The organism is Martelella sp. AMO21009, assembly GCF_053484295.1.
Genome location: NZ_JBAKFR010000002.1, coordinates 278499 through 304048, shown reverse-complemented (window position 1 = coordinate 304048; position 25550 = coordinate 278499). Strand labels below are relative to the sequence as shown.

At 63.1% G+C, this 25550-nt stretch carries 21 protein-coding genes; 9 read left to right on the top strand and 12 right to left on the bottom strand.

Annotation, left to right across the window (positions count from 1 at the left end):
* Positions 1–6 precede the first annotated feature (6 nt).
* From V6766_RS03645 to gyrB, 8 genes are all read right to left on the bottom strand, one after another.
* On the bottom strand, positions 7–1581 hold the full coding sequence (locus V6766_RS03645) for an FGGY-family carbohydrate kinase (RefSeq protein ID WP_448463690.1): 1575 nt from the start codon (positions 1579–1581) through the stop codon (positions 7–9).
* Between the two features lie 27 nt (positions 1582–1608).
* Positions 1609–2283, bottom strand: coding sequence for an HAD-IA family hydrolase (locus V6766_RS03640; protein ID WP_448463688.1), 675 nt, complete (start codon positions 2281–2283; stop codon positions 1609–1611).
* A 19-nt stretch (positions 2284–2302) separates the two neighbouring features.
* On the bottom strand, positions 2303–3784 hold the full coding sequence (locus V6766_RS03635; protein ID WP_448463686.1) for a mannitol dehydrogenase family protein: 1482 nt from the start codon (positions 3782–3784) through the stop codon (positions 2303–2305).
* A gap of 76 nt (positions 3785–3860) precedes the next feature.
* Positions 3861–4859 carry an ABC transporter ATP-binding protein gene (locus tag V6766_RS03630; RefSeq protein ID WP_448463684.1) on the bottom strand — a complete coding sequence of 333 codons (999 nt, stop codon included), beginning with the start codon at positions 4857–4859 and terminating at the stop codon, positions 3861–3863.
* A gap of 11 nt (positions 4860–4870) precedes the next feature.
* A complete protein-coding gene (locus V6766_RS03625; RefSeq protein ID WP_448463682.1) occupies positions 4871–5701 on the bottom strand; it encodes a carbohydrate ABC transporter permease in 831 nt (276 codons plus the stop codon).
* Positions 5702–5703: 2 nt separating this feature from the next.
* Positions 5704–6576, bottom strand: coding sequence for a carbohydrate ABC transporter permease (locus V6766_RS03620; protein ID WP_448463680.1), 873 nt, complete (start codon positions 6574–6576; stop codon positions 5704–5706).
* Between the two features lie 215 nt (positions 6577–6791).
* On the bottom strand, positions 6792–8105 hold the full coding sequence (locus tag V6766_RS03615) for an ABC transporter substrate-binding protein (RefSeq protein WP_448463678.1): 1314 nt from the start codon (positions 8103–8105) through the stop codon (positions 6792–6794).
* A gap of 498 nt (positions 8106–8603) precedes the next feature.
* Positions 8604–11039: a DNA topoisomerase (ATP-hydrolyzing) subunit B gene (gene gyrB / locus V6766_RS03610; protein ID WP_448463676.1), complete on the bottom strand. Its 2436-nt coding sequence runs from the start codon at positions 11037–11039 to the stop codon at positions 8604–8606.
* A 472-nt stretch (positions 11040–11511) separates the two neighbouring features.
* Between gyrB and osmF the strand changes: the two genes are divergently transcribed.
* From osmF to V6766_RS03590, 4 genes are all read left to right on the top strand, one after another.
* Positions 11512–12429 (top strand): glycine betaine ABC transporter substrate-binding protein OsmF, encoded by a 918-nt coding sequence (gene osmF, locus V6766_RS03605; protein ID WP_448463674.1) that lies wholly within the window; start codon positions 11512–11514, stop codon positions 12427–12429.
* 327 nt (positions 12430–12756) lie between these two features.
* Entirely contained in the window at positions 12757–13947 is a 1191-nt protein-coding gene (locus tag V6766_RS03600) for an ABC transporter permease (protein ID WP_448463672.1), read from the top strand.
* A complete protein-coding gene (locus tag V6766_RS03595) occupies positions 13944–14882 on the top strand; it encodes an ABC transporter ATP-binding protein (RefSeq protein WP_448463670.1) in 939 nt (312 codons plus the stop codon). The genes V6766_RS03600 and V6766_RS03595 overlap by 4 nt, the downstream gene beginning before the upstream one ends.
* Complete coding sequence (locus V6766_RS03590; protein ID WP_448463668.1) at positions 14879–15619, top strand: ABC transporter permease; 741 nt, start codon at positions 14879–14881, stop codon at positions 15617–15619. The genes V6766_RS03595 and V6766_RS03590 overlap by 4 nt, the downstream gene beginning before the upstream one ends.
* A gap of 24 nt (positions 15620–15643) precedes the next feature.
* On the opposite strand, the gene V6766_RS03585 is transcribed toward V6766_RS03590, so the two are convergent.
* Both V6766_RS03585 and acs read right to left on the bottom strand, forming a co-directional pair.
* Positions 15644–16420 carry a pyrroline-5-carboxylate reductase gene (locus V6766_RS03585; protein ID WP_448463665.1) on the bottom strand — a complete coding sequence of 259 codons (777 nt, stop codon included), beginning with the start codon at positions 16418–16420 and terminating at the stop codon, positions 15644–15646.
* A gap of 142 nt (positions 16421–16562) precedes the next feature.
* Positions 16563–18521 (bottom strand): acetate--CoA ligase, encoded by a 1959-nt coding sequence (gene acs, locus V6766_RS03580; RefSeq protein WP_448463663.1) that lies wholly within the window; start codon positions 18519–18521, stop codon positions 16563–16565.
* Positions 18522–18824: 303 nt separating this feature from the next.
* Here acs and V6766_RS03575 point away from each other — a divergent pair, with 303 nt between their 5' ends.
* Positions 18825–19523 (top strand): DUF1013 domain-containing protein, encoded by a 699-nt coding sequence (locus tag V6766_RS03575; protein ID WP_448463661.1) that lies wholly within the window; start codon positions 18825–18827, stop codon positions 19521–19523.
* Positions 19524–19613: 90 nt separating this feature from the next.
* Here the strand turns inward: V6766_RS03575 and V6766_RS03570 are convergent, their stop codons facing one another.
* On the bottom strand, positions 19614–19988 hold the full coding sequence (locus V6766_RS03570; RefSeq protein ID WP_448430010.1) for a winged helix-turn-helix transcriptional regulator: 375 nt from the start codon (positions 19986–19988) through the stop codon (positions 19614–19616).
* 110 nt (positions 19989–20098) lie between these two features.
* Here V6766_RS03570 and V6766_RS03565 point away from each other — a divergent pair, with 110 nt between their 5' ends.
* Both V6766_RS03565 and V6766_RS03560 read left to right on the top strand, forming a co-directional pair.
* Entirely contained in the window at positions 20099–21229 is a 1131-nt protein-coding gene (locus V6766_RS03565) for an NADH:flavin oxidoreductase (RefSeq protein ID WP_448463659.1), read from the top strand.
* A 76-nt stretch (positions 21230–21305) separates the two neighbouring features.
* On the top strand, positions 21306–21527 hold the full coding sequence (locus V6766_RS03560) for a DUF1413 domain-containing protein (RefSeq protein ID WP_448463657.1): 222 nt from the start codon (positions 21306–21308) through the stop codon (positions 21525–21527).
* A gap of 6 nt (positions 21528–21533) precedes the next feature.
* Here V6766_RS03560 and V6766_RS03555 read toward each other — a convergent pair whose 3' ends face one another.
* Positions 21534–22199 (bottom strand): YggS family pyridoxal phosphate-dependent enzyme, encoded by a 666-nt coding sequence (locus V6766_RS03555; RefSeq protein ID WP_448463655.1) that lies wholly within the window; start codon positions 22197–22199, stop codon positions 21534–21536.
* Positions 22200–22364: 165 nt separating this feature from the next.
* Between V6766_RS03555 and leuS the strand changes: the two genes are divergently transcribed.
* Together leuS and V6766_RS03545 are read left to right on the top strand one after the other, a co-directional pair.
* Entirely contained in the window at positions 22365–24995 is a 2631-nt protein-coding gene (gene leuS / locus V6766_RS03550) for a leucine--tRNA ligase (protein WP_448463653.1), read from the top strand.
* Positions 24982–25542, top strand: coding sequence for a hypothetical protein (locus tag V6766_RS03545; protein ID WP_448463651.1), 561 nt, complete (start codon positions 24982–24984; stop codon positions 25540–25542). The genes leuS and V6766_RS03545 overlap by 14 nt, the downstream gene beginning before the upstream one ends.
* Positions 25543–25550: the final 8 nt, after the last annotated feature.

The following is a 25550-nucleotide window of genomic DNA, read 5'->3' as shown; positions in this document are numbered from 1 at the left end:
CGACGCTTATGCGAGGGCCTTGAGTTGGTCGCGGCAGGCCTGCAGGATTTCCAGCCGGCGATACTGACGGGCATAGTAATCCGCGAGTGCGGGATCGGGCGCGATCTCGACCGGCGTCGCCTGCATGGTTCGCGCGGCCGCACCGAGATCGGGGGCGAGGCCGGCGGCGGTTGCGGCGTGGATGGCGGAGCCGAGCAGGACGACGTCCTCGGTCGGCGAGACCAGCACCGGCAGGCCGGTGGCATCGGCGTAAAGCCGGGTCAGCAGCGGGTTGCGCCTGTGGCCGCCGGCCAGATGCAGACGCGTTGCGGCGATGCTGTTTTCGGAAAGCAGGGCAAGAATCTGCTTCAGCGACAGGGCGATCGCCACCGAGGCGCGCCAGTAGAGCCGGCAGAGCCCGTCGAAACTGCCGTCGAGCGTCAGCCCGGCGACCATGCCGGTCATCGAGGCATCGGCGAAGGGGGAACGGCTGCCGTGAAAATCGGGAAGGATATCGAGACCATCGGCAAAGCCCGGGCCGCGCTCGGCAATCATGTCCCCGATCCGGGCAATCACCCTGCCATGCTGCTCCTCGGTGGCAATGCCGCCGGCGCTGTGGACCTCCAGCAGATGGTTGAGCAGGCCGCCGGTTGCCGATTGCCCCGCCTCGAACAGCCAACGCGCAGGATAAAGCGCGGAAAAATAGGGCCCCCAGAGGCTTGGCGCGAAGACGGGCCGGCTTTCATAGCCGACGATGCAGCTTGATGTGCCGCCGATGAGCGCCAGTTCGCCATCGCCTTTCATGTCCGGCGGCGGCAGCGCGCCGAGCGCGCCGGCATAAGCGTCGATCAGGCCGGCCGCGACCACCGCCTCGCCATCAAGGCCAAGGTCGCGCGCCGCCGCTGTCGTCAGCCGGCCCGCGGCATCGCCGGGCACCAGAATGAATTCCGGGATTCCCGCCTTTTCACGCAGATCGGTGAGATCGGCCTTTTCCAGAAGACCGAGCGGCCAGGGAAGGACGTGGTCGCCGCGATAGAACCATTTGGCCGAAAGCGTGGTGAGCGAGCGGCGGTTGTTGCCGGTGGCGCGGAAGGTGAGGTAGTCGGCGAGATCGAAGATGCCGCCGGCCCGTTCCCAGAGGTCCGGCCGGTTGCGCTTCAGCCATGCGAGTTTCGGCACCTGCATTTCCGGTGAGACCGAACCGCCGGAATGGAGCACGGCCTCATGGTCGAACCCGCTGAGTTCTGCCGCCTCGGCAGCGGCGCGGTGATCGAACCAGGCGATGGTGTCGAATGCGCCGGTCTCGTCCTCGGAAAGCACAAGCGGCCGGCCATCGCGGCCCAGAAGCACCAGCGAGCAGGTGGCGCCGAAGGCAAGGCCCGCGATTCGCTCCGGCGCGATATCGGCTGCCGCGCGAGCCGCCTTCACGGCCTCCGCTGTCGCCTGCCATATGTCTTGCGAGGAATATTCGCCGCGCCGGGGCGCCGGGCGTTTCAGGCGCAGTGGTGCTGCCGCGCGGGCAAGCATCGCGCCGGCAGCGTCGAAAACGGCGGCCCTGACGCTTGCCGTGCCGACATCGACCGCAATCACATGATCGCGCATCCGGTCGCTCCCACCCTTGATTTCCTGTCAGACTTTTGCCGCACGTTGGACGAGATTGTCCATGGCGTCAAACATTAGGTCGGGGTGAAGCGCCGCAATCTGCTCGCGGTAGCCGGGCGAACGGGCATGGGTGGCGCCGAGATAGGCGAAGACCCGCATGCCTGCCGCCTTTGCCGCGGCAATGCCTGCCGGGCTGTCCTCGATCACCAGGCATTCCTGCGGCGGCCGGTCCATCCGGCCTGCGGCAAAGAGGAAGAGATCGGGCGCGGGCTTGCCGTTCTCCACCATCGAGGCGGAGAAGATCGGCGGTTCGAACCGGGGCAGAAGGCCGGCGATCTCAAGCGAAAGCCGGATTCGCTCGGGCTGGGAGCTGGAGGCGACGCAAAAATCGTAACTTGTCGCCTCCAGCTCGGCCCAGGCCGCCGCAATGCCATTTGTCGGTTTCAGTTCGGCGCGGAACCGGGCATAGAGGTCGCGCCTCAGCCCTTCCAGGAACCCGTCGCCGAGCGTCGCGCCGTAATCCTGCTTGACGATCGCGAGCATGGTGGCAAGCGAGCGGCCGAGAAACAGCCGCCGCGCATCCTCGTCACAGATGCTGATGCCCTCGGTGGCGAGCGCCTCCCTCAAGACCGCGAGCGAAATCGGTTCGCTGTCGACCAGCACCCCGTCGCAATCGAAAATGATGAGCGGCTTTACGGGCATATGGCTCCTGATGGTGGCGTTACTCCAGATCGCCCTCGATATAGCGTTTCAGCGTCGCGGCCGTGCCGTTGGCACGCAGGCTTTCAAGCGCACCGGTGAACCGCTTCACGAATTGCGGATTATCGGCGACGGCGCCGAAAATGTCACGCTCTTCGAGGAAGCGGGTCGGCTTTTCCCGCGAGGCAAGTGCGGCGGCATGGAGCCGGTCGGCAGCCTCGTCGTTGAACTTGATTTTGCGGCCGCTATCGGACGTGCCCTCGAAATAGCGGCACCACAGCGCCGAGACTAGCGCCAGGCCGGTGACATCGAGGCCCTTCTCCAGCCGAACGGCTGTCGACGGCAGCACGAATTTCGGCTGGCGGTTGGAGCCGTCGAGCGCCAGACGCTCGATCGTGTCGCCGATCTTGGGGTTGGCGAAGCGCCGCGCGATCAGCTCGTAATATTCAGTGAGATCGGTATCGGGCACAGGCGGCACGATCGGGATGATCTCGTCCTTTTCGAGCTTTTCCAGGAAGGCGGCGATCAGCTCGTTCTCCATCGCCTCGTGGACGAAATGGATGTCGAGCAGTTCGCCCGGATAGGCGATCGCGGCGTGGCCGCCGTTCAGGATCCTGAGCTTCATGATCTCGTAGGGGCTGACATCGTCCACGAAAGTGACGCCCACCTCTTCCAGCGCGGGCCGGCCGAGCGGAAAGTCATCCTCCAGCACCCACTGCCGGAACTCCTCGCAGAACACCGGCCAGTTGTCGGCAATGCCGTATTCTTCCGCGGCGATCTTTCGCTCGCGCTCGCCGGTGGCCGGCGTGATGCGGTCGACCATGGCATTGGGGAAGGCGACGTTTTCGCGGATCCAGACGGCGAAATCCGGGTCGGAAAGTTCTGCAAGGCCGGACACCGTGGCCTTGGTGACCGCGCCATTATGGGGAATGTTGTCGCAGCACATGACCGTAAACGCCGGAAGGCCCGCCGCGCAGCGCTTCTTCAGGCCGGTGATGATCAGGCCGAACGCGGTCTTCGGCTGATCCGGGTTGTTGCCATCTGCGACGATTGCCGGATGTTTGGGGTCGAACTTCCCTGTTGCCGGATCGATGAAATAGCCGCCTTCGGTCACCGTCAGCGAGACGATCCGGATCGCCGGATCGGCGAGCTTTGCGATCATCGCGTCAAAATCCGGCGGCGCGATCATGTCGATCATCGCGCCGGTAATTGTGGCGCTGCTGGCATGGGCTTCCTGATCGACCACCGTGGTCAGGAAATCCTGGTCCTTCAGCACGTCGCGCATCCTGGCATCGCCCGGCATCACGCCGGCGCCGATGATCGCCCAGTCGTGATCGCGGCCCTTGTTGAAGAGCTCGTGCAGATAGACCGCCTGATGGGCGCGGTGAAAATTGCCGACGCCGAAATGGACAATGCCCGGCGAAAGATCGTCGCGCGCATAGGTCGGCACCGCCGCCTTGTCGGCGTGGTCCTTGAGTGTGCTGAGTGAAAGTGCCTTGGTCATTGTCCTGTCCGATTTTCGCATTCCGGGGCGGGCGCAGCCGGTGGCGCCCGCCGTTTTCTCTGCGCGTCCCCGCCGTCTAGAGCGCCAGGCCCTTGTCGTCGAAGCGGTAGATGCGCTCCGGATCGGGGGTGACATAGACGACGTCGCCATGGCGCACCGGGAAGTCGCCATTGGCGCGGGCGGTGAGCTGGCCGATGCCGTCGACATCGATATGCAGGAAGGTGTCGGAGCCCAGATGCTCGGCGACCACGACCTTGCCCTGCCAGGTGCCGCTCTCGGTCGACAGCGTCAGATGTTCCGGCCGGACGCCGATCGTGTGGGCCTTGTAGCCTTCCGCATCCTTGCCGGTGACGAAGTTCATCTTCGGCGAGCCGATGAAGCCGGCGACGAACAGGTTGGCGGGCTTGCGGTAGAGCTCCAGCGGCGAGCCGACCTGTTCGATATTGCCGGCGCGCAGCACCACGATCTTGTCGGCCATGGTCATGGCCTCCACCTGGTCATGGGTCACGTAGATCGAGGTGGCATCGAGCTGCTGGTGCAGTTCGGTGATCTCGAGGCGCATGTTGACCCGGAGCGCGGCGTCGAGGTTCGACAGCGGCTCGTCGAACAGGAAGCATTCCGGATTGCGCACGATCGCCCGGCCGATCGCCACGCGCTGGCGCTGGCCGCCGGAAAGCGCGCGCGGCTTGCGCTCCAGATAATCGGTGAGGTTCAGGATCTTCGCCGCGTCCTCGACCTTGCGGTCGATCTCGGCCTTGTCGACATTCGCCATCTTCAGCGGGAAGCCGATATTGTTGCGAACGCTCATATGCGGATAGAGCGCGTAGGACTGGAACACCATGGCGAGACCGCGCTTTGCCGGCGGCTTGTCGGTGGCGTCCTCGCCGTCGATCAGAATGCGCCCGCCGGTGACGTCCTCCAGTCCCGCGATCAGGCGCAGAAGCGTGGATTTGCCGCAGCCCGAGGGGCCGACGAAGACGACGAATTCACCCTCGTTGATTTCGAGGTCGATCGAAGGGATGACCGCGTGCTCGCCGAAGTGCTTGGAAACTTTTTCAAGTCTGATGCTGCCCATTGGTCCTGTCCTTATTTAACCGCGCCGAAGGTGAGCCCGCGCACGAGCTGCTTCTGCGAAAACCAGCCGAGAATGATGATCGGCGCAATCGCCATGGTCGAGGCCGCGGAAAGCTTGGCGTAGAACAGGCCTTCCGGGCTCGAATAGGAAGCGATGAAGGCTGTGAGCGGCGCTGCTTTCGAGGCCGTCAGGTTCAGCGTCCAGAACGCTTCGTTCCAGGCAAGGATGATGTTGAGAAGAAGGGTGGAGGCAATGCCCGGGATCGCCATCGGCGTCAGCACATAGATGAGCTCCTTGCCGAGCGTTGCCCCGTCCATCCGGGCGGCTTCGAGAATCTCGCCCGGGATTTCCTTGAAGTAGGTGTAGAGCATCCACACCATGATCGGCAGGTTGATCAGCATCATCACCACGATCAGGCCGGTGCGGGTGTCGAGCAGGCCGAGATCGCGGAAGATGATGTAGATCGGCACCAGCACGCCGACCGCCGGAAGCATCTTGGTGGAGAGCATCCAGAGCAGCACGTCCTTGGTGCGCGGCGTCGGCGAAAACGCCATCGCCCAGGCGGCCGGCACGGAGATCAGAAGGCCGATCACCGTGGAACCCAGCGAGATCGCCACCGAATTCCAGAAATGGTGGAAATAGTTCGAACGCGCCTGCACCTCGACATAGTTTTCCAGCGTCCACTGGAAGAACAGGAAGGAGGGCGGGGAGGCGACGGCCTCGCCCTCGGTCTTGAAGCTTGTCAGAAAGGTCCACAGGATCGGGAAGAAGATCAGCAGCGCGATCAGCCATGCCAATGCGGTGAAAGCGACCTTCTTCTGCGTTGTTACCTGGCGTGCCATCGTCAGTCCTCCAGATTTTTGCCGATCATGCGAACCAGGAAGATCGCAACGATATTGGCGAGAATGACGGCGATGATACCGCCGGCGGACGCTCCCCCGACGTCGAACTGCAGCAGTGCCTGCATGTAGACGAGGTAGGTGAGGTTGGTGCTTTCCGTGCCGGGGCCGCCATTGGTGGTGACCAGGATTTCGGCGAAGATCGAAAGCAGGAAGATCGTCTCGATCAGCACGACCACGGTGATGGCGCGCGCCATATGCGGCAGGATGATGTAGATCAGACGGTTCCAGGCATTGGCCCCGTCCATCTCGGAGGCTTCCTTCTGCTCCTCCGACAGCGACTGCAGCGCCGTCAGCAGAATGAGGGTTGCGAAAGGCAGCCATTGCCATGTGACGATCAGCCCGATCGACATCAGCGGGATCGACGATAGAAAGTCGACCGGCTGGATGCCCAGGAACCGCGCCAGCGAGGCGAACAGCCCGTTCACCGGATTCATCAGCATGTTCTTCCACACCAGCGCCGAAACGGTGGGCATGACGAAGAACGGCGCGATCACGAGGATACGCACGATGCCCTGGCCGAAGATCGGCTGATCGAGCAGCAGCGCCAGCGCGATGCCGCCGACAACGGTGGCAATCAGAACGCCGCCCACCAGCATCAGCGTATTGCCGATGGCCTGGAAGAAGGCCGGGTCCGTCAGGAAGAAGCGGTAATTCATGAAGCCGGCGAAGCTTTCCGTCCCCGGCATCAGAAGATTGTAGCGCAGGAACGAGAAGTAGATCGTCATCGACAGCGGTATGATCATCCACAACAAGAGCAGAATGACCGAGGGCGCCATCATCAGCCGCGCTGCATTTTTGGTATGGGTCGTCGCCATTTCGGTGTTTCCCCGCAAAGTGGATCGTCAGGCCGCCCTCAGGCGCCGTAAGCCCGTACGTTGCGCATCCTTCCCTGTCCGGCCGGGAAAGGCCGTTCATCGGTGCGCCAAAACCGGATTGGCCGCCGTCACTTCATGCGCGGCGGCCGTCATCATGTCGGCTTGAACTCCGAAGGCGACCGGACCCTTGAGCCCGGCCGCCCCGCGGAGGAAGGTTACTTGATGTAGCCGGCCTTCATCATTTCGCGCTGGGTGAGCTGCTGCGCGTTGTTGAGGGCCTGTTCGGCGGAGACGTTGCCGGCAAGGGCTGCCGAGAACTGCTGGCCGACGGCGGTGCCGATACCCTGGAATTCCGGGATCGAGACGAACTGCGCGCCGGTATAGGGAATCTCCTGAACCGAAGGCTTGTTGGTGTCGACCGCGTTGATCGATTCCAGTGTCATTTCGGCGAAGGGCGCCGCCTCTTGGTAGTCCGCGTTCTCGTAGAGCGAGGTGCGGGTGCCGGGAGGCGTCGCGCGCCAGCCGTCCTGCTCCGCCACCAGATCGGTGTAGTGCTTGGACGTCGCCCAGGCGACGAATGCCTTGGCCGCATCAGCCTTCTGCGTGGATGCCGGAATGGCGAGGTTCCACGACCACAGCCAGTTGCCGCGATTGCCGAGATCGCCCTTTTCCGGGAACAGGGCAAAGCCGACAGAATCGGCGACCTTGGATTCATCCGGATCGGTCACGAACGAGGCGGCGACGGTGGCGTCGATCCACATGCCGCACTTGCCCTGCTGGAACAGCGCCAGGTTCTCGTTGAAGCCGTTGGAGGACGCGCCGGGCGGACCATAATTGTTCATCATGTCCAGATAGTCGGTGAGCGTCGCCTTCCACTCTTCGGTGTCGAATTGCGGCTTCCATTCCATGTCGAACCAGCGCGCGCCGTAGGAGTTGGACATGGCGCCGAGGAAGGCCATGTTCTCGCCCCAGCCGGCCTTGCCGCGCAGGCAGATGCCGTAAATGCCGTTGTCCTTGTCGGTCATCGCCTTGGCCGCGGCCTTGATCTCTTCCCAGGTCGGCTCGGCCGGAATGGTCACGCCGGCCTTTTCGGCCAGATCCGTGCGGTACATCACCATGGCGCTTTCGCCGTAGAACGGCGCGGCATAGAGCGTGCCGTCGACGGAAAGGCCGCCGGCGATGGCCGGCAGAAGATCGGCGGCGTCGTAATCGCCGGGCAGATCGGTGAGCGGCAGAAGCCAGTCCTGCTTGGCCCAGATCGGCACTTCGTAATTGCCGATGGTCAAGACGTCATACTGACCGCCCTTGGTGGCGATATCGGTGGTGACCTTCTGGCGCAGCACGTTTTCTTCAAGCGTGACCCATTCGAGGTCGATATCCGGATGATCCTTGGTGAAATCGTCGGTGAGCTTCTGCATGCGGATCATGTCGCCGTTGTTGACGGTGGCGATGGTCAGCGTCTCAGCAGAAGCAACGCCGGTCAGGGCGACCAGCGAGCAAGCGGCGAGCAGCATCGAATGAAGTTTCATACTCGTTCCTCCCTCAGAATTGAGCAATAGCTTACGATGTGGGCAATTACTCACCAGAATGACGCGCTCTGTCAAGTGGGCGAATGCTCATACTTTGGGCGAATGCCGCAATACGCTTGTTTCGAAAGGGTAATTTTTTGGCGTGGAAGGGACGCCCTGCGGCGCGGTCGTTGGCGGATGAACGACCGGGAGGATTGACGTTTAACCGGCGTCGCCGGATATTCCTGATCTTCTATCTTTGCCAAGGCGGGCTAACGGAAAGCCGGATCAGACTGCTGACAAAGCACCAAGCTTTGACCATCATGTGTCATCACCCTTCGTTCTTGTATCATGAGCGGGCTTTATCCGAGCATCCGGACAGCTTAAGCCACTGAAATTGCAAGAACTTATGACGAGTCCTCGCCGGGCGACCTGAATCCTCGGATCAAGTCCGAAGATGACCCGGAATGCAGGAAATGTTTGTCAGCAAATTGAGGCGGCGCACGCGCCGCCCCGTCCTCAGATATCCAGATTGGCCACCGAGAGCGCGTTGTCCTGGATGAAGTCGCGGCGGGGTTCCACTTCGTCGCCCATGAGGCGGGAGAACAGGCCGTCGGCGCTGGTGGCGTCGTTGACCTTGACCTGCAGCAGCGAGCGGACATTGGGGTCCATCGTGGTTTCCCAGAGCTGCTCGGCATTCATCTCGCCAAGGCCCTTGTAGCGCTGCATGGTCAGCCCCTTGCGGCCGGCCTCGAACACGGCTTCCAGCATGGCGCGCGGGCCATAGATCGTGAGATCGCCATTCTTGCGCTTCAGGAGCGGCGGCTTTTCGTAGACCTCGAACAGGCGCTTCTGGAGCTGGTCGATATAGCGGGCGTCGGCCGAGCCGATCAGGCCCATGTCGATATTGGCGACTTCTTTGACGCCGCGCACCGTGCGCTCGAAGCGCAGACCGCCGTCCTCGCGCACGAAGCCTTCCCAGCCGCGTTCGGTTTCTTCCGCGATCATGTCGAGCCGGGCGGCGATATCGGCGGCAAGCCTTGTGGCCTCGGCCGGATCGGTAACCCGCTCGGCATTCAGCGCGCCGGCAATCGCCGCCTGCTCCACCACCGCGCGGTCATAGCGCGAATGGATGCCTTCCATCAGGTTGCGCATCCGGATCGCGTCGACGATCGCCTGTCTGAGGTCGGGCCCGGCGCGCACCTCGCCGGAGCCGAGCTCCAGCGACGCATCCTCGAGGCCCTGGTCGATCAGGTAATCCTCGAGCGCCTGCTCGTTCTTCAGATACTGCACCGACTTGCCGCGCGTGACCTTGTAGAGCGGCGGCTGGGCGATGTAGAGATGGCCGCGCTCGATCAGCTCCGGCATCTGCCGGAAGAAGAAGGTGAGCAGCAGGGTGCGGATATGCGCGCCGTCGACGTCAGCATCGGTCATGATGATGATCTTGTGATAGCGCAGCTTGTCCGGATTGTATTCGTCCTTGCCGATGCCGGTGCCAAGTGCTGTAATCAGCGTGCCGATTTCCTGGCTCGACAGCATCTTGTCGAAGCGCGCGCGCTCGACATTCAGGATCTTGCCGCGTAGCGGCAGGATCGCCTGGGTCTCGCGCGAACGGCCCTGCTTGGCGGAACCGCCAGCGGAATCACCCTCCACCAGCACCAGCTCGGACTTGGCCGGATCGCGGTTGGAACAGTCGGCAAGCTTGCCGGGCAGCGAGGCGATATCGAGCGCGCCCTTGCGCCGCGTCAGTTCGCGCGCGCGGCGTGCGGCCTCGCGGGCGGTCGCGGCCTCGGCGATCTTGGTGACGAGAATGCGCGCCTCGTTCGGATGCTCCTCCAGCCACTGGCCGAGCGCGTCATTCACGCAGCTTTCGACAACCGGGCGAACCTCGGAGGAAACCAGCTTGTCCTTGGTCTGCGACGAGAATTTCGGATCCGGCACCTTCACCGAGAGTACCGCCGTCAGCCCCTCGCGGCAGTCTTCGCCCGAAAGCGTCACCTTCTCGCGCTTCAGGATGCCGGACGTGTCGGCATAGGACACCATCTGCCGGGTCAGCGCGCCGCGGAAACCGGCCATATGGGTGCCGCCGTCGCGCTGGGGGATGTTGTTGGTGAAGCAGAGCACGTTTTCGTGGTAGCTGTCGTTCCACCACATCGCGACCTCGACGGTGATCCCGTCCTTCTCGGTGGAAATCGCGATCGGTTCGCTCACCAGCGGCTTCTTGGCGCGGTCGAGATAGGCGACGAAGGCGGCCAGCCCGCCATCGTAATGCATTTCCTTGGAGACCGGCTCGGCATGGCGGTTGTCGGTCAGAAGAATGCGCACGCCGGAATTCAGGAAGGCGAGCTCGTGCAGGCGCTTTTCCAGCGTGTCATAGTCGAACTCCACCATGGTGAAGGTTTCGGAGCTCGGCATGAAGGTGAGCTCGGTGCCCGTCTCATCGCCGGCATCGCCGATCACTTCCAGCGGTTTGTCGGCCACGCCGTGGGTAAACGAAATCTCGTGCAGCTTGCCATTGCGCTTGATCTTCAGCTTCAGCCAGACGGACAGCGCATTGACCACCGAAACGCCGACGCCATGCAGCCCGCCGGAGACCTTGTAGGAATTCTGGTCGAACTTGCCGCCGGCATGGAGCTGGGTCATGATCACTTCGGCCGCCGAGATGCCCTCGCCGGTGTGAATGTCGGTCGGAATCCCGCGGCCATTGTCGGTCACCGAGACCGAACCGTCGGGATTGAGCGTCACGGTCACCAGATCGGCATGACCGGCCAGCGCCTCGTCGATCGCGTTATCGACCACCTCATAGACCATGTGGTGCAGCCCGGAGCCGTCATCGGTATCGCCGATATACATGCCCGGCCGCTTGCGCACGGCATCCAGCCCCTTGAGAACCTTGATCGAATCAGCGCCGTATTCGGCGGGAACGCCGACGGCAATTTCTGGGGTTTCGCTCATAAACAGGTCTTTCCAAACGTGTTGGAGTGTGGGCGCAAAACATTGGCGCCGAATCACTGCCGTTTTCAGGCACCGATCCTAGGGGAAAAGCCCTTTTCACTCAAATCGATGGGGCCTCTTTTACAGTCAAATTGGGGATAAGCCCAGCCCGTTTCAATGGCGGGCGCGCGCAAGTGGGGCGGGATGCAAAAATCGCCGATCCCGAAACGGGAAATTTCCGGCGAACCGGGGGCGCGGCCAGATAATTCTTGTGTATGCTATCGTTATGAACCGGCGGCGCACTATCTGAAAGTGGGGTCGCCATTCACCATCGCCCCCGGACAATGCCGGGCGGTGGCGAAGCGGCAGCTTCCTTGCCGGTCGCCAAAGATGCGGCCGGACGAATTTTCGCGGCTGCGCCGTTTGCGGGGGTGAGACCCCAAGGCGCGGCAACCGGCCCGGGACGGGCCGTTCCTAGAGAGAGGGAACCGATATGAACCGACTTCTCACCCTGACCGGCGCACTGGCGATCGCCGCGCTCGCCGCCGTCCAGACCGCCGCCGCCGCGCCCGTGGTGGTCTCCTCCAAGATCGACACCGAGGGCGGCGTTCTCGGCAACATCATCCTTCAGGCGCTGCAGGCCAACGACATCCCGACGGAAAACAAGATCCAGCTCGGCGGCACCCCGATCGTGCGTCAGGCGATTACCGAAGGCCAGATCGACATCTATCCCGAATATACCGGCAATGCCGCCTTCTTCTACAACAAGGCCGATCTGCCGGTATGGAAGAATGCCGAGGAAGGCTATGAAGAGGCCAAGAAGCTCGATTATGACGCCGAGAAGATCGTGTGGCTGACGCCGGCCAACGCCAACAACACCTGGGCAATCGCGATCCGTCAGGAAATCGCCGAGGACAACAATCTGACCGACCTTTCCGAACTCGGCAAATACATCGCCGATGGCGGCGACATCAAGCTCGCGGCTTCCTCCGAATTCGTGACCTCGCCTTCGGCGCTGCCGGCCTTCGAGAAGGCCTACAACTTCCACCTGGAGTCCGACCAGCTGATCACCCTTTCGGGCGGCGATACGGCGGCAACGATCGCGGCCGCCGCCAAGCAGACCTCCGGCGCCAATGCCGCCATGGTCTATGGCACCGATGGCGGCATCGCGCCCTCCGGCCTGAAGGTGATGGACGACGACAAGGGCGTGCAGCCGGTCTATCTGCCGACTCCAATCATCCGCGAGGCGCGTCTTGAGGAATATCCGCAGATCGCCGAGATCCTGAAACCGGTCTTCGAGGCGCTCGACCTTGAAACCCTGCAGGACCTCAACGGCCGCGTCCAGGTCGGCGGCGAACCGGCCGATGCGGTTGCCAAGGAGTTCCTGACGCTGAACGGGTTCGTGAAGTAAGGCCAGGTTTTTTGGACCTAACCGCAAAGCCCCCAATAGTTTCCCCTCACGGGCAGGGGTATCGCAGCTTGCTCCCAATACTCTCTCCCGCTTGCGGGAGAGATGCCCCGAAAGGGGCAGTGAGGGTGAAGCAGCATTTCAAATTGTGAGGGCGTTCGCGGTGAAAGACTCCCCCCTCACTGTCGCTTTCGCGACATCTCTCCCCTCCGGGGCGAGAAGATTGGGGGGCAATGCGGCGATGTCATATGCCATAGCCCTGCCCTCAAGGGGGAGATTGTTTGGAGCAGCATCGCCCCGCCTCAACGGAACAACGACCGAAGGCAGAACATGTCAGCCATCACCGAGACAGAGACCAGCGCGACCGGAAGGCTCGACAAGCTTGGCGTCATCGTTGCGGCGATCGCGCTTGCCGGTCTGTTTCTGCAGCCCTTCGCGCTGTCGCGGGCAAACCGCATCGTTTCCGCCGAGGGCGTCATGCTCTGGGCGGCGATGCCGATGGCGCAGGCGATCGCGCTGATCGCCTTTCTGATGGCCGTGATTGCCGTCATTCTGCTGAAAACCCCGGTGAACCTCAGGCTGGCCGCAGCGGTGGCCGCGATTGCGGTGCTGGCGCTGATGGTCGGTCGCGCCGGCTACTACCTGATGCCGGACGACAATCCCTATGCCCGCGTTTCGCCGGGCGGCGGGTTCTGGATCATGCTGTTTGCGTTTTCGATCGCGATGGCCGATGCGATCGTGCGCAAACAGCTCTCGCCGCTCGCCAGAATCATCTTTCTGCTCGCCGCCATTGCCGCGATCGGGGCGCTGCTGTGGTCGGGGGCGTGGAACGAGCTTTCGATCATCAAGGAATATGAAAACCGCGCCGACGCCTTTTGGCGCGAGGGCCGCATTCACGTGGCGCTCGCCTTCGGATCGCTCGCGGCTGCCACGGTTATCGGCATTCCCATCGGCATATTGTGCTTTCGAACGCCGCCGGTGCGCGCCAGCATTCTGAACGCCCTGAACGTCTTACAGACCATTCCCTCGATTGCGCTGTTCGGCCTTCTGATCGCGCCGCTGGCCTGGATCGGCCGCACCGTGCCGGGGGCGGCAGCACTTGGCATTGCCGGTATCGGCTTTGCGCCGGCGATCGTGGCGCTGTTTGCCTATTCGCTGCTGCCCGTGGTCTCCAACACGGTCGCCGGCCTCGACAGCGTGCCGCGCGATGCTCGCGACGCCGCGCGCGGCATGGGCATGACCGGCCCGCAACTGCTGTTCCAGATCGAGCTGCCGCTCGCCTTTCCGGTGATCCTCACCGGCATCCGCATCGTGCTGGTGCAGAATATCGGGCTCGCCGTGATCGCCGGCCTGATCGGCGGCGGCGGTTTCGGCACCTTCGTGTTCCAGGGCATCGGCCAGACCGCGACCGACCTCGTTCTGCTCGGCGCGCTGCCGGTGGTCGGCATGGCCTTTGCCGCAGCCATCATCCTCGACGCCCTCGTTGAAGTCAGCCAGAAGAAAAGGGTCCGCCGCCCATGATTGAGATCGATGCCGTCACCAAGGTCTATGGCGAGGCGCGGGCCGTGGACAATGTCTCGCTCACCGTCGAGCGCGGCGAACTCGCGGCCATTGTCGGCACGTCCGGCTCCGGCAAGACCACGCTGATGCGGATGATCAACCGGCTCGTGGAGCCCACATCCGGCACGATCCGCATTGACGGGCGCGACAACCGCGATCTGCCGGCCTATGAGCTGAGACGCGGTATCGGCTATGCGATCCAGGGCCACGGCCTGTTTCCGCACCGCTCGGTGGCCGAAAACATCGCGACCGTGCCGAAACTGCTCGGCTGGGACCGCAAGAAGCGCGATGCCCGAGTCGACGAGCTGCTGTCGCTCTTCAACCTCGAGCCCGAGCTTTATCGCGACCGCATGCCGCAGGAGCTTTCCGGCGGCCAGAAGCAGCGCATCGGCGTGGCCCGGGCGCTTGCCGCCGAGCCGGCGCTGCTGTTAATGGACGAGCCCTTCGGCGCGCTCGACCCGATCATCCGCGCCAAGGCGCAGGAGGACCTGCTCAAGATCCAGCGACAGTTCTCGACCACCGTGGTGCTCGTCACCCACGACATGGACGAGGCGATCCTGCTCGGCCACCGGATCGGCGTGATGCATGAGGGCAAGCTTTTGCAATATGCGCCGCCCGCAGAAATCATCGCCCATCCGGCCTCCGACTTCGTCAACGAACTGCTCGGCACCGGCGACAAGGCCTTCCGCATGCTGTCGCTGACGGCGGCGTCGAAAATGGTGGAGGCAGGCCCGGCCGAAGGTCCCCCCATCGCCGATACCGCGAGCCTAAGGGATGCGCTGGCGCAGATTCTCTGGTCCGGACGCGACGCCGTGCCGGTGGAACGCGACGGCGTCGTCATCGGCCGCATCACCCGCGAGAAACTGTTGCAGCGGGCGGAAGGTCCGGCTTCATGAAGCTTGCCATGCTCACAAGGCTGGCGCTTCTGGCGCTGCTCGTGACCTTCATCGTCACGCCCGAGACCTTCGCGCCGGTGTTCGCGCCGTTCACGCAGAACAACGCGCCGGCGATCTACACCCAGTCCAGCATATTGTCGCTCACGCTCAGCCATCTGGCGCTGGTGGGGCTGGCGACGCTCGCCGCGACGCTGTTTTCCGTGAGCCTCGCCATCATCGTCACCCGGCCCTTCGGCGTCGAATTCCTGCCGCTGTCGCGCTCGATCGCCAATATCGGCCAGACCTTTCCGCCGGTCGCCGTGCTGGCGCTGGCCGTGCCGATCTTCGGCTTCGGGCCGATCCCGACGCTGATCGCGCTGTTTCTCTACGGGTTGCTGCCGATCTTCGAAAACGCGCTGACGGGGCTGACCAACCTGCCGGGCAATGTCTCCGAGGCAGCCCGCGGCGCGGGCATGACGGGCGTTCAGCGGCTGGTGCAGGTGGAATTCCCCCTCGCCTTCCCCGTCATTCTCGCCGGCATAAGGCTTTCGGTGGTGATTTCGCTGGCGACGGCCACGATCGGCTCGACGGTGGCGGCCAAGACGCTGGGCGAGGTCATCATCGCCGGGCTGTTGTCCAACAATACTGCCTTCGTGCTGCAGGGCGGTCTCGTGGTCGGCGTGCTGGCGCTTCTGATCCATGACGGCCTTGTCATGGTCGAACGCGCCATGGCGCGGCGCACCGGCCGGCAGGCGTGAGGGTAGAGGGTTCTGCGCTGTTCTTCAGGACTTTGCGTCCTCGAACCGCTGCCAGATGCCATCCATCGCCTTCGAAAGCGCGCGGTACGCCCCGTCCTCCTTCAGATGCGCCAGAACCTGTTCATTGGTGCCGCCGCGGGTGGCGGATTCCCTGGTGAGCTCGCCAAAAGAGTGTTGCGGCGCGTTTTTCGCGGTGGCGGCAAGCGCATAAAACACCGCGCCGGAAAATTCCCGCGCCTTGTCGGCCGGCACGTTCTTCGCCGCCAGCCAGTCGGCGATCGTCTCGTAATAGGCGAACGCGCCGGCAAGGGTCGCGGTGGCGACGCAGAGCGCCTGATATTCCTCTGCGGTTTCCACCGCGACCGGCGTGCCGAGCGGCTCGAACAGGTCCACCACCTCCTGATGCACCGGATGGATCGGCGTCGGACCGCCATGGAAGGCGACGGCGGGAAGCGGGGTGACCAGCGTGACCTTTTGGGCCGGCGCCGTCAGCTTTTCGATCTGCTCAACGCCATAGGTTGCCATGAACGAGACGACATGATGGGCGGGGCCGAATTTCAGGCCTTGAAGAATATCGACGGCATCCTGCGGGCGCAGCGCCAGGCAGACCATCTCCGCCCCGTCGATGACATCCTGATTGCTGCTCGTGACCGCGACATTGTCGAACCTTTCGGCAAGATCGCGCGCGATCGCCTCATTGCGCGGCGAAACGAGGATCGCGGGCTTCTCACCCTCGACCGTGGAAAGGCCGGTGACCACGGCCCGGGTGATTTCGCCGGTTCCGATAAACCCGATCGTCATGGCGGTCTCCTTTGCTGTTTGGTTCGCAGCATAGAAAGCGCGCGTCGGTTTGGAAACGCCGGGGAAGAAAAAGAAAGGCCGCCGGATGATGCCGGCGGCCAGTCTTTTTAACGCAACCCCGTGATCAGGGGCAGTTGCGACCTCACGCCGCCTTCGACTTGTTCTGGCGGTTTTCGATCAGGTCGTCGACGACGCCGGGATCGGCGAGGGTGGAAGTGTCGCCGAGCGCGCCGAAATCGTCCTCGGCGATCTTGCGCAGGATGCGGCGCATGATCTTGCCGGAGCGGGTCTTGGGCAGGCCGGGGGCGAACTGGATCTTGTCGGGGGTGGCGATCGGGCCGATTTCCGCACGCACCCACTTGATCAGCTCCTGGCGCAGCGCCTCGTCGCCCTCGTGGTCGCTCATCAGGCTGACATAGCAGTAGATTCCCTGCCCTTTGACCGGATGCGGATAGCCGACAACCGCGGCCTCGGAAACATAGTGATGCGAGACCAGCGCGCTTTCGATTTCCGCCGTGCCGAGACGGTGGCCGGACACATTGAGCACGTCGTCGACGCGGCCGGTGATCCAGTAATAGCCGTCCTCGTCGCGCCGGCAGCCGTCGCCGGTGAAATACTTGCCCTTATAGGTGGAGAAATAGGTCTGGATGAAGCGGTTGTGGTCGCCATAGACCGAACGCGCCTGCCCCGGCCAGCTGTCGATGATGCAGAGATTACCGTCGGCCGTTCCTTCCAGCACATTGCCCTCATTGTCGACAAGCTGGGGCTGGACGCCGAAGAACGGCGTGGTAGCCGAACCCGGCTTCAAGGCGGTCGCGCCCGGGAACGGCGTGATCATCATGCCGCCGGTCTCGGTCTGCCACCAGGTATCGACGATCGGGCAGCGCTCCTCGCCAACGACGCGATAATACCATTCCCAGGCCTCCGGGTTGATCGGTTCGCCAACCGAGCCGAGCAGGCGCAGGCTCTCGCGCGAGGATTTCTTGACGAGATCGTCGCCGGCGCCCATCAGCGCGCGGATCGCGGTCGGCGCGGTGTAGAGGATGTTGACCTGGTGCTTGTCCACCACCTCCCAGAAGCGGCCGGCATCCGGGAAGGTCGGCACGCCCTCGAACATCAGCGTGGTCGCGCCGTTGGCGAGTGGGCCGTAGACGATGTAGGAATGGCCGGTGACCCAGCCGACATCGGCCGCGCACCAGAAGATCTCGCCCTCGCGATAGTCGAACACATATTCGTGCGTCATCGAGGTCCAGACGAGATAGCCGCCGGTGGTGTGCAGCACGCCCTTGGGCTTGCCGGTGGAGCCCGAGGTATAGAGGATGAACAGCGGATCCTCCGCCTTCATCTTCACCGGCGGGCAGTCGCCCTTGACGGTCTTGATCTCCTCGTGATGCCAGAGGTCGCGGCCGCGCGCCCAGCCGACCTTGCCGCCGGTGCGGCGGATGCACAGCACATGGTTGACCATGACATACTGCTTGGCGGCGATATCGATGGCGAGGTCGACATTCTCCTTGAGCTGGATCGGCTTGCCGCCGCGCACGCCCTGGTCGCAGGTGATCACGAAGGTGCTCTCGCAATCGACGATGCGGCCTGCCAGCGCCTCCGGCGAGAAGCCGGCGAACACCACGGAGTGGATCGCGCCGATGCGCGCACAGGCGAGCATCGCGTAAGCGGCTTCCGGCACCATCGGCATGTAGATCGTCACCCGGTCGCCCTTCTTGACGCCGTGCTTCTTCATCACGTTCGCCATGCGGCAGACCTGATCGTAAAGCTGGTTATAGGTGATCTTCTTGTCGATATAGGGGTTGTCGCCTTCCCAGATGATCGCGGTTTCCTCGCCGCGGGTCTTCAGGTGGCGATCGATACAGTTGTAGGAGACGTTGGTCTGGCCATCCTCGAACCACTTGATCGAGACCCTGCCCTTGAAGGATGTGTTCTTGACCTTGGTATAGGGCTTGAACCAGTCGATCCGGCGGCCATGGCGGTCCCAGAAAATCTCCGGCTCCTCCACGCTTTCTTTGTACCACTTGTCATATTTCGCAGCGTCGATCTTTGCGCGCGTACTCGCCGATTTCGGCACGGGATAGGTTTTTGACGACATCGTTTCCTCCTAACGGCAATTCCACGAGAACCGCTTAACCGGGCGGAATTGCGACACAATCAACAGATGGAGCGTTTTCGCGTTTCAAAGAAAGGCGGAAAGGCACTGAAAACCGGGGCTCCTCCATTGATTCCCATTCATACAGCCTGATTTGGCGAGTTCAATAAGACATTGGTCAATTGCCGCCGGATCAATTGCAATTGCGACATTTTGCCGTTATATGAACGCCCATGTTTTCCCGGAAATAGTGGCAAAGACCCACGGACCGCGACACCGGCGCGGACGATAGAAGGACTATATCCAATGGCGCAAAAGCTGCTCATGCCCAAGGCGACTGCCGTATGGCTCGTGGACAACACGGCCTTGTCGTTCGACCAGATCGCCGAATTGTGCGCTCTGCATCCTCTGGAAGTAAAGGCGATCGCCGACGGCGAATCCGCGCAGGGCATCAAGGGCCTCGACCCGATCTCCACCGGCCAGCTTTCCCGCGACGAGATCGAGCGCGCGGAAAAGAACCCGAGCCACAAGCTGAAGCTTTCCGAACCGAAGGTGCGGGTACCGGAATCCAAGCGCAAGGGCCCGCGCTACACGCCGGTCTCCAAGCGTCAGGACCGCCCGAACGCGATCCTCTGGCTGGTGCGAAACCATCCGGAACTGAAGGATGCGCAGATCTCCCGCCTGGTCGGCACCACCAAGTCGACGATCGAGCAGATCCGCAACCGCACCCACTGGAACGCGGCCAATCTCGTGCCGATGGACCCGGTGACGCTTGGCCTTTGCAGCCAGATCGATCTCGACCTCGAAGTCAGCAAGTCCGCCAAGGACCGGCCCCTGCCCTCTGCCGACGAGATGGACAATGCGACCCTCGCCTCCGCTCAGGACACCGAGAACCTCGGTTCGGACGACGACAAGGGCATGTCCGCCGACGAAGTGTTCTCCCGCTTCGCCTCGCTCGGCAATTCGGTCAAGGATGACGACGAGAACGACGACGACGACCGGTAAGGCGTTTCCGGCTGCGGCCGCATCACCGCGGAACGATCGAGGGGGCGAAAGCCCCCTTTTGCTTTTGGGCGGTTGTCGGAGACTGGTCGTTCAGGCCGCGCGTCCATCGAATGCGGCCTGGGCGCGGGTGATTTCGTCGCCGTTTTCCTCGGTCCAGGTGTAGAGCGCGATGACATGGGCGCGCAGCGATTGACCGAGCGCCGTCAATTCATACTCCACGCCGACGGGCGAGGTCGGCAGCACCTTGCGATTGACGACGCCATTGCGCTCGAGCTTGCGCAGCGTGTCGGTCAGCGCCTTTTGGCTGATGCCCTCGAGCTGCTTCTTGATCGCGTTGAACCGGTGGGGGCCGTAGCCAAGCATGGTCAGAACCATGATCGACCATTTGCCAGAAATCTGGTCGAGTATCTTCCGGTTGATGCAATCCACCTGGAATTTCGGGCAGTGGGACGGATCATGCGTCACGGGGTCACCTCATCTATACCTAGGCTAATGATAATGCCTTATTGACACTAAGTCCATAATTTATACCTATGTCGCCACAAGTCCTCCCAAGGCTGCAAAGGAAACCCGAAATGTCAAATTCCGCCAATGAGGCCCTGTTCCGGCCCTTCAAACTCAAATCGCTCGAATTGAAGAACCGGATCGTGATGGCGCCGATGACGCGCGGCTTTTCGCCCGACGGCGTACCCGGCCAGAACGTCGCCGATTACTACCGCCGCCGCGCCGAGGGCGATGTCGGCCTGATCCTCTCCGAAGGCACGGTCATCGACCGCCCCTACTCCAAGAACCTGCCCGGCATTCCGGATTTCCACGGCGAGAAATCGCTTGCGGGCTGGAAGAACGTGATCGACACCGTCCATGCCGCCGGCGGCAAGATGGGGCCCCAGATCTGGCACGTGGCCAACACCATTGCCTCCGCCGATTATCCGCCGAACCCGGACGAGACCGAAAGCCCGTCCGGCTTCGTCAAGCCGGGTGAAAAGCGCGGCCACGCCATGAGCGAGGAGGACATCGCCGATACGATCGCCGCCTTCGGCAAGGCAGCTGCGGACGCCGAGCGGCTCGGCTTCGATGTCGTCGAGATTCACGGCGCGCACGGCTATCTGATCGACCAGTTCTTCTGGCAGGGCCTGAACCTGCGCGATGATCGCTGGGGCGGCGAGACCATCACCGAGCGCGCACGGTTCGGCGCGGAAGTGGTCAAGGCCGTGCGCGCGGCGGTTTCCGACGACATGCCGGTGATCATCCGGCTCAGCCAGTGGAAGCAGCAGGACTACAATGCCCGCATCGCCACCACGCCCGACGAGATGGCCGAATGGCTGCAGCCGCTGGTGGATGCCGGCGCGGATATGCTGCATTGCTCGCAGCGCCGTTTCTGGGAACCGGAATTTCCGGAGATCGACGGCGAGGACGGCCTGAATTTCGCGGGCTGGGCCAAGAAACTCACCGGCGTTCCGACAATTTCCGTCGGCTCGGTCGGCCTCAACGGCGCCGATTTCCTGGGCTGGTTCGGCGGCGCGGAGGCCAATGCCCAGACGCCCGATCTCGACCGGCTTACCCGCCGCATGGAACGCGACGAGTTCGACCTGATCGCCGTCGGCCGCGCCCTGATCGCCGATCCGGAATGGGTCAAGAAGATCGAGGGCGGCGAGACCGAAACGCTCTCCACGTTTTCACGTGAAACATTGGGCGCGCTGGTCTGAGCCAGTCCGTTCATGCATCCGCCCGGAAAACCGCCAGCTGATTTTCCGGGCGCTTCCAACGCAACAGCAAAGAACCATGCTTGACGAAGAAGACATCAGAAGCCGGCTGCTGGGGCTCGAGCCCGGCAAGTTTCACTTTCCCGCGCTTTATGGCGAGAGCTGGGACCGGCTTTATATCGGCGACAAGGTGAAGATCGGGCGGGAATTCCTGAATGCCGTGCGCAAGGGCAAATTCCCCGGCGTGGAGGATACCGGCCGCAAGAAGGGCGGCGGCCGTGTCTATCTCAAGCGCGGCTGAGGGCTCTCAGTCGGAATAGTCGCGCTCGCCGAAGATTGCGGAGCCCACGCGCACGCTGGTGGCGCCGAAGGCAATCGCAATCTCGTAATCGCCGGACATGCCCATGGAGAGTTTCGGCACGCTGTTTTCGGTCGCAAGATCGTGCAGCAGCGCGAAATGCGGACCGGGGTTTTCACCGGCGGGCGGGATGCACATCAGGCCCTCGATCGCGAGCCCGAGCTCATCGCGGCAGAGCGCGAGGAAGGCTTCGGTTTCGCGCGGATCGATGCCGGCCTTTTGCGGCTCGTTGCCGGTGTTGACCTGGACATAGAGACGCGGCGCCCTCCCCTGCTTTGCGATCTCCTTCGCCAGCGCGCGAGCGATCTTCTCGCGATCGACGGTCTCGATCACGTCAAACAGCTTGACCGCGTCCTCGGCCTTGTTGGATTGCAAGGGCCCGATGAGGTGCAGTTCGATATCCGGCGTCTCTTCTTTCAGCGCCGGCCATTTCTTCTGCGCTTCCTGCACCCGATTTTCGCCGAAGACCCGCTGGCCTGCCTCGATCGCCGGGCGAATGGCGTCGGCGTCATGGGTCTTGGAGACGGCGACGAGGGTGACGCCCGCGCGCTCGGCCTCGTGTTCGGCGGCCTTTATCCGGCCCAGCACCTCTTCCAGATTTTCGCGCACGCCCATATCGTCACACCTCACATTGTCATTGCGGCGTCACCATATGGCAAAGGCATCCGGCGAGGCAACGCCGCAGGGCGCGTTTCGGGGCCGTTTTGCTTGACGCTGAAGCGCTTTCATGGTGAAGCTCACCGCCAAAATCCCCAAGAAAAAGAACCGAGCAAATCCGACATGGCATCCGAACGTTACAATCCGCGTAAAGTCGAACCCGAGTGGCAGAGCCGGTGGAATGACGGACACGTCTTCGTCACCGATAATGCCGACCCGCGCGAGACCTATTACGTGCTCGAAATGTTTCCCTATCCCTCGGGACGCATTCATATCGGCCATGTCCGCAACTATGCCATGGGCGATGTCGTGGCCCGCTACAAACGGGCGCGCGGCTTCAACGTGCTGCATCCGATGGGCTGGGACGCCTTCGGCATGCCGGCCGAAAACGCGGCGATGCAGAACAAGGTCCACCCCAAGGACTGGACCTACGACAATATCGCGACCATGCGCAATCAACTGAAATCCATGGGCCTGTCGCTCGACTGGACCCGTGAATTCGCGACCTGCGATGTCGAATATTACCAGCGCCAGCAGCATCTGTTCCTGGACATGCTGGAAAAGGGGCTGGTCTACCGCCGCGAATCCAAGGTCAACTGGGACCCGGTCGACATGACCGTGCTCGCCAATGAGCAGGTGATCGAGGGGCGCGGCTGGCGTTCGGGCGCGCTTGTCGAACAGCGCGAGTTGACGCAGTGGTTCTTCAAGATCACCGACTTTGCCCAGGAGCTGCTGGACGCGCTCGACACGCTCGACCACTGGCCGGAAAAGGTCCGGCTGATGCAGAAGAACTGGATCGGCCGCTCCGAGGGCATGATGGTGCGCTGGGATATCGCCAGCGGCGATGCCGGCGGCATGGAAGACATCACCGTCTACACCACGCGGCCCGACACGATCTTCGGCGCCTCCTTCCTGGCGATTTCCGCCGACCATCCGCTGGCGAAGGAAGCCGCGAAGCGCGACGAGAAGGTCGCCGCCTTCTGCGAGGAAACCCGCCGCGCCGGCACATCGGTGGCCGCACTCGAGACCGCCGAGAAGAAGGGCATCGACACCGGCATAACCGTGCGCCATCCCTTCGACGCGAACTGGGAATTGCCGGTCTATGTCGCCAACTTCGTGCTGATGGATTACGGCACGGGCGCGATCTTCGGCTGCCCGGCCGGCGACCAGCGCGACCTGGACTTCGCCCGTAAATATGACCTGCCCGTCACCCCGATCGTGATGCCGAAGGATGGCGATGCGGCGACATTCGCGATCGGCGACGAGGCCTATACCGATGACGGCGTGATGATCAATTCGCGCTTCCTTGACGGCATGGACACGACGGAAGCTTTTGAAGCGATTGCACAAAAGCTGGAGGCCGAGACCGTGCGTGGCGCGCCCCGGGGCGAACGCAAGGTCAATTTCCGCCTGCGCGACTGGGGCATTTCCCGCCAGCGCTATTGGGGCTGCCCGATCCCCGTGATCCATTGCAAGGATTGCGGCGTGGTGCCCGTACCGAAGGCCGACCTGCCGGTGAAGCTGCCGGACGACATCGACTTTGAAAAGCCCGGCAACCCGCTCGACCGCCACCCGACCTGGCGCAATGTCGCCTGCCCGTGCTGCGGCAAGTCCGCGCGGCGCGAGACCGATACGATGGACACATTCGTGGATTCGAGCTGGTATTACACCCGCTTCACCGCGCCGCGCGAGGATGCGCCGACGGATCCGGCCGTTGCCGACCGCTGGCTGCCGGTCGACCAGTATATCGGCGGCATCGAGCACGCGATCCTGCACCTGCTCTATTCGCGCTTCTTCACCCGCGCCATGAAGGCGACCGGCCACGTGAACCATGACGAACCGTTCAAGGGGTTGTTCACGCAAGGCATGGTGGTGCACGAGACCTATCGCCTCGGCGGCAGCGGCACGTCGGGAAGCTGGGTTTCGCCGACCGATGTGCGGATCGAGGAGACCGACGGCATTCGCAAGGCGTTCATGGTGGACACCGGCGCGGAAGTGACGATCGGCTCGATCGAAAAAATGTCGAAGTCGAAGAAGAACGTCATCGATCCCGACGATATTCTGGCAACCTATGGCGCCGATACCGCCCGGTTCTTCGTGCTGTCAGACAGCCCGCCCGACCGCGACGTGGTCTGGACCGAGGCCGGCGTGCAGGGCACGTTCCGCTTCGTGCAGCGCATCTGGCGGCTGATTTCCGAGGCCGCCCCTGCCCTCTCCAGCGTCGAGGCGAAAGCCGGGACGGACGGCAAGGCGCTGGAGGTTTCCCGCGCCGCCCACAAGACGCTGAAGGCCGTGGCTGCAGATATCGAGGCGCTGGCCTTCAATAAGGCAATCGCGCGGATCTACGAACTGGTCAACCTGCTGGCAGCCCCGCTGACGGAAGCGGCCGAGGGCAAGGCGGATGCGCAGATGCTGGCTGCGCTGAAGGAGGCGAGCCTGTTCCTGACCCATTGTTTTGCGCCGATGATGCCGCATCTCGCCGAAGAATGCTGGAAGGCGCTCGGCGGTGAGGGTATGATCGCCATGGCCGCATGGCCGGAATTCGATGCCGGGCTGACGGCCGACAATGAGATCACCCTGCCGGTGCAGGTGAACGGCAAGAAGCGCGGCGAACTGACCGTCGCCCGCGACGCCGATCAGGACAGCATCAAGGCGGCGGTGATGGAACTGGAAGCGGTGGCGCGCGCGCTGGAAGGCAAAACGCCGAAGAAAGTGATCGTCGTGCCGCAAAGGATCGTGAATGTTGTTGTCTGACCGTCTCTTCCGCACCGCCCTGCCGGCTGCGGCCCTTGCCGCTCTGATGGCGCTTTCCGCCTGCCAGGTTCGCCCGCTCTATGGGGGCGCGGAGGGCACGGCGCTGAATGCCAAGATGCATCAGCTCGCCTTCAACACGCCCACCACCCCGGTGGCGCAATATGTGCTGAACGACCTGATCTTCATGACCGCCGGCGGGCTCGGCGAAAGCACCGACCCGAAATACGACGTCAATGTCTCGGCCTTTGCGATTACCTCCGAGGTTCTGGTTGACGATTCCTCCGATACCGCAAGCGCGGGCCGCACCATCGTGACGGCGGATTATTCGCTTCGCCGCCGCTCCGACAGCAAGCTTCTGGCCTCCGGTCGCCGCAAGGCGATTGCGCTTGTCGACTTCCCCTCTCAGGAATTCGCCCGCCTGCGCGCCATTCGCGATGCCGAGCAGCGGGCCTCGAACGAAGTGGCCGAGATCATCAATGCCGATCTCGCCATCGCGCTCAACAAGGAGCCTCCGGAGGTTCTGCCGCCCGCCCCTGCCCCGCAATAGACAAGGGC

What these genes read in the sequence shown, in the direction of transcription:
- V6766_RS03555 (WP_448463655.1), bottom strand. Translation starts at nt 22,199, where the DNA reads ATGGGCGTGCGCGAAAATCTGGAAGAGGTGCTGGGCCGGATAAAGGCC.
- V6766_RS03640 (WP_448463688.1), bottom strand. Translation starts at nt 2,283, where the DNA reads ATGCCCGTAAAGCCGCTCATCATTTTCGATTGCGACGGGGTGCTGGTC.
- V6766_RS03585 (WP_448463665.1), bottom strand. Translation starts at nt 16,420, where the DNA reads ATGACGATCGGGTTTATCGGAACCGGCGAAATCACCCGGGCCGTGGTC.
- osmF (WP_448463674.1), top strand. Translation starts at nt 11,512, where the DNA reads ATGAACCGACTTCTCACCCTGACCGGCGCACTGGCGATCGCCGCGCTC.
- V6766_RS03630 (WP_448463684.1), bottom strand. Translation starts at nt 4,859, where the DNA reads ATGGGCAGCATCAGACTTGAAAAAGTTTCCAAGCACTTCGGCGAGCAC.
- V6766_RS03635 (WP_448463686.1), bottom strand. Translation starts at nt 3,784, where the DNA reads ATGACCAAGGCACTTTCACTCAGCACACTCAAGGACCACGCCGACAAG.
- V6766_RS03590 (WP_448463668.1), top strand. Translation starts at nt 14,879, where the DNA reads ATGAAGCTTGCCATGCTCACAAGGCTGGCGCTTCTGGCGCTGCTCGTG.
- V6766_RS03560 (WP_448463657.1), top strand. Translation starts at nt 21,306, where the DNA reads ATGCTTGACGAAGAAGACATCAGAAGCCGGCTGCTGGGGCTCGAGCCC.
- gyrB (WP_448463676.1), bottom strand. Translation starts at nt 11,039, where the DNA reads ATGAGCGAAACCCCAGAAATTGCCGTCGGCGTTCCCGCCGAATACGGC.
- acs (WP_448463663.1), bottom strand. Translation starts at nt 18,521, where the DNA reads ATGTCGTCAAAAACCTATCCCGTGCCGAAATCGGCGAGTACGCGCGCA.
- leuS (WP_448463653.1), top strand. Translation starts at nt 22,365, where the DNA reads ATGGCATCCGAACGTTACAATCCGCGTAAAGTCGAACCCGAGTGGCAG.
- V6766_RS03595 (WP_448463670.1), top strand. Translation starts at nt 13,944, where the DNA reads ATGATTGAGATCGATGCCGTCACCAAGGTCTATGGCGAGGCGCGGGCC.
- V6766_RS03545 (WP_448463651.1), top strand. Translation starts at nt 24,982, where the DNA reads ATGTTGTTGTCTGACCGTCTCTTCCGCACCGCCCTGCCGGCTGCGGCC.
- V6766_RS03625 (WP_448463682.1), bottom strand. Translation starts at nt 5,701, where the DNA reads ATGGCACGCCAGGTAACAACGCAGAAGAAGGTCGCTTTCACCGCATTG.
- V6766_RS03575 (WP_448463661.1), top strand. Translation starts at nt 18,825, where the DNA reads ATGGCGCAAAAGCTGCTCATGCCCAAGGCGACTGCCGTATGGCTCGTG.
- V6766_RS03645 (WP_448463690.1), bottom strand. Translation starts at nt 1,581, where the DNA reads ATGCGCGATCATGTGATTGCGGTCGATGTCGGCACGGCAAGCGTCAGG.
- V6766_RS03565 (WP_448463659.1), top strand. Translation starts at nt 20,099, where the DNA reads ATGTCAAATTCCGCCAATGAGGCCCTGTTCCGGCCCTTCAAACTCAAA.
- V6766_RS03600 (WP_448463672.1), top strand. Translation starts at nt 12,757, where the DNA reads ATGTCAGCCATCACCGAGACAGAGACCAGCGCGACCGGAAGGCTCGAC.
- V6766_RS03620 (WP_448463680.1), bottom strand. Translation starts at nt 6,576, where the DNA reads ATGGCGACGACCCATACCAAAAATGCAGCGCGGCTGATGATGGCGCCC.
- V6766_RS03615 (WP_448463678.1), bottom strand. Translation starts at nt 8,105, where the DNA reads ATGAAACTTCATTCGATGCTGCTCGCCGCTTGCTCGCTGGTCGCCCTG.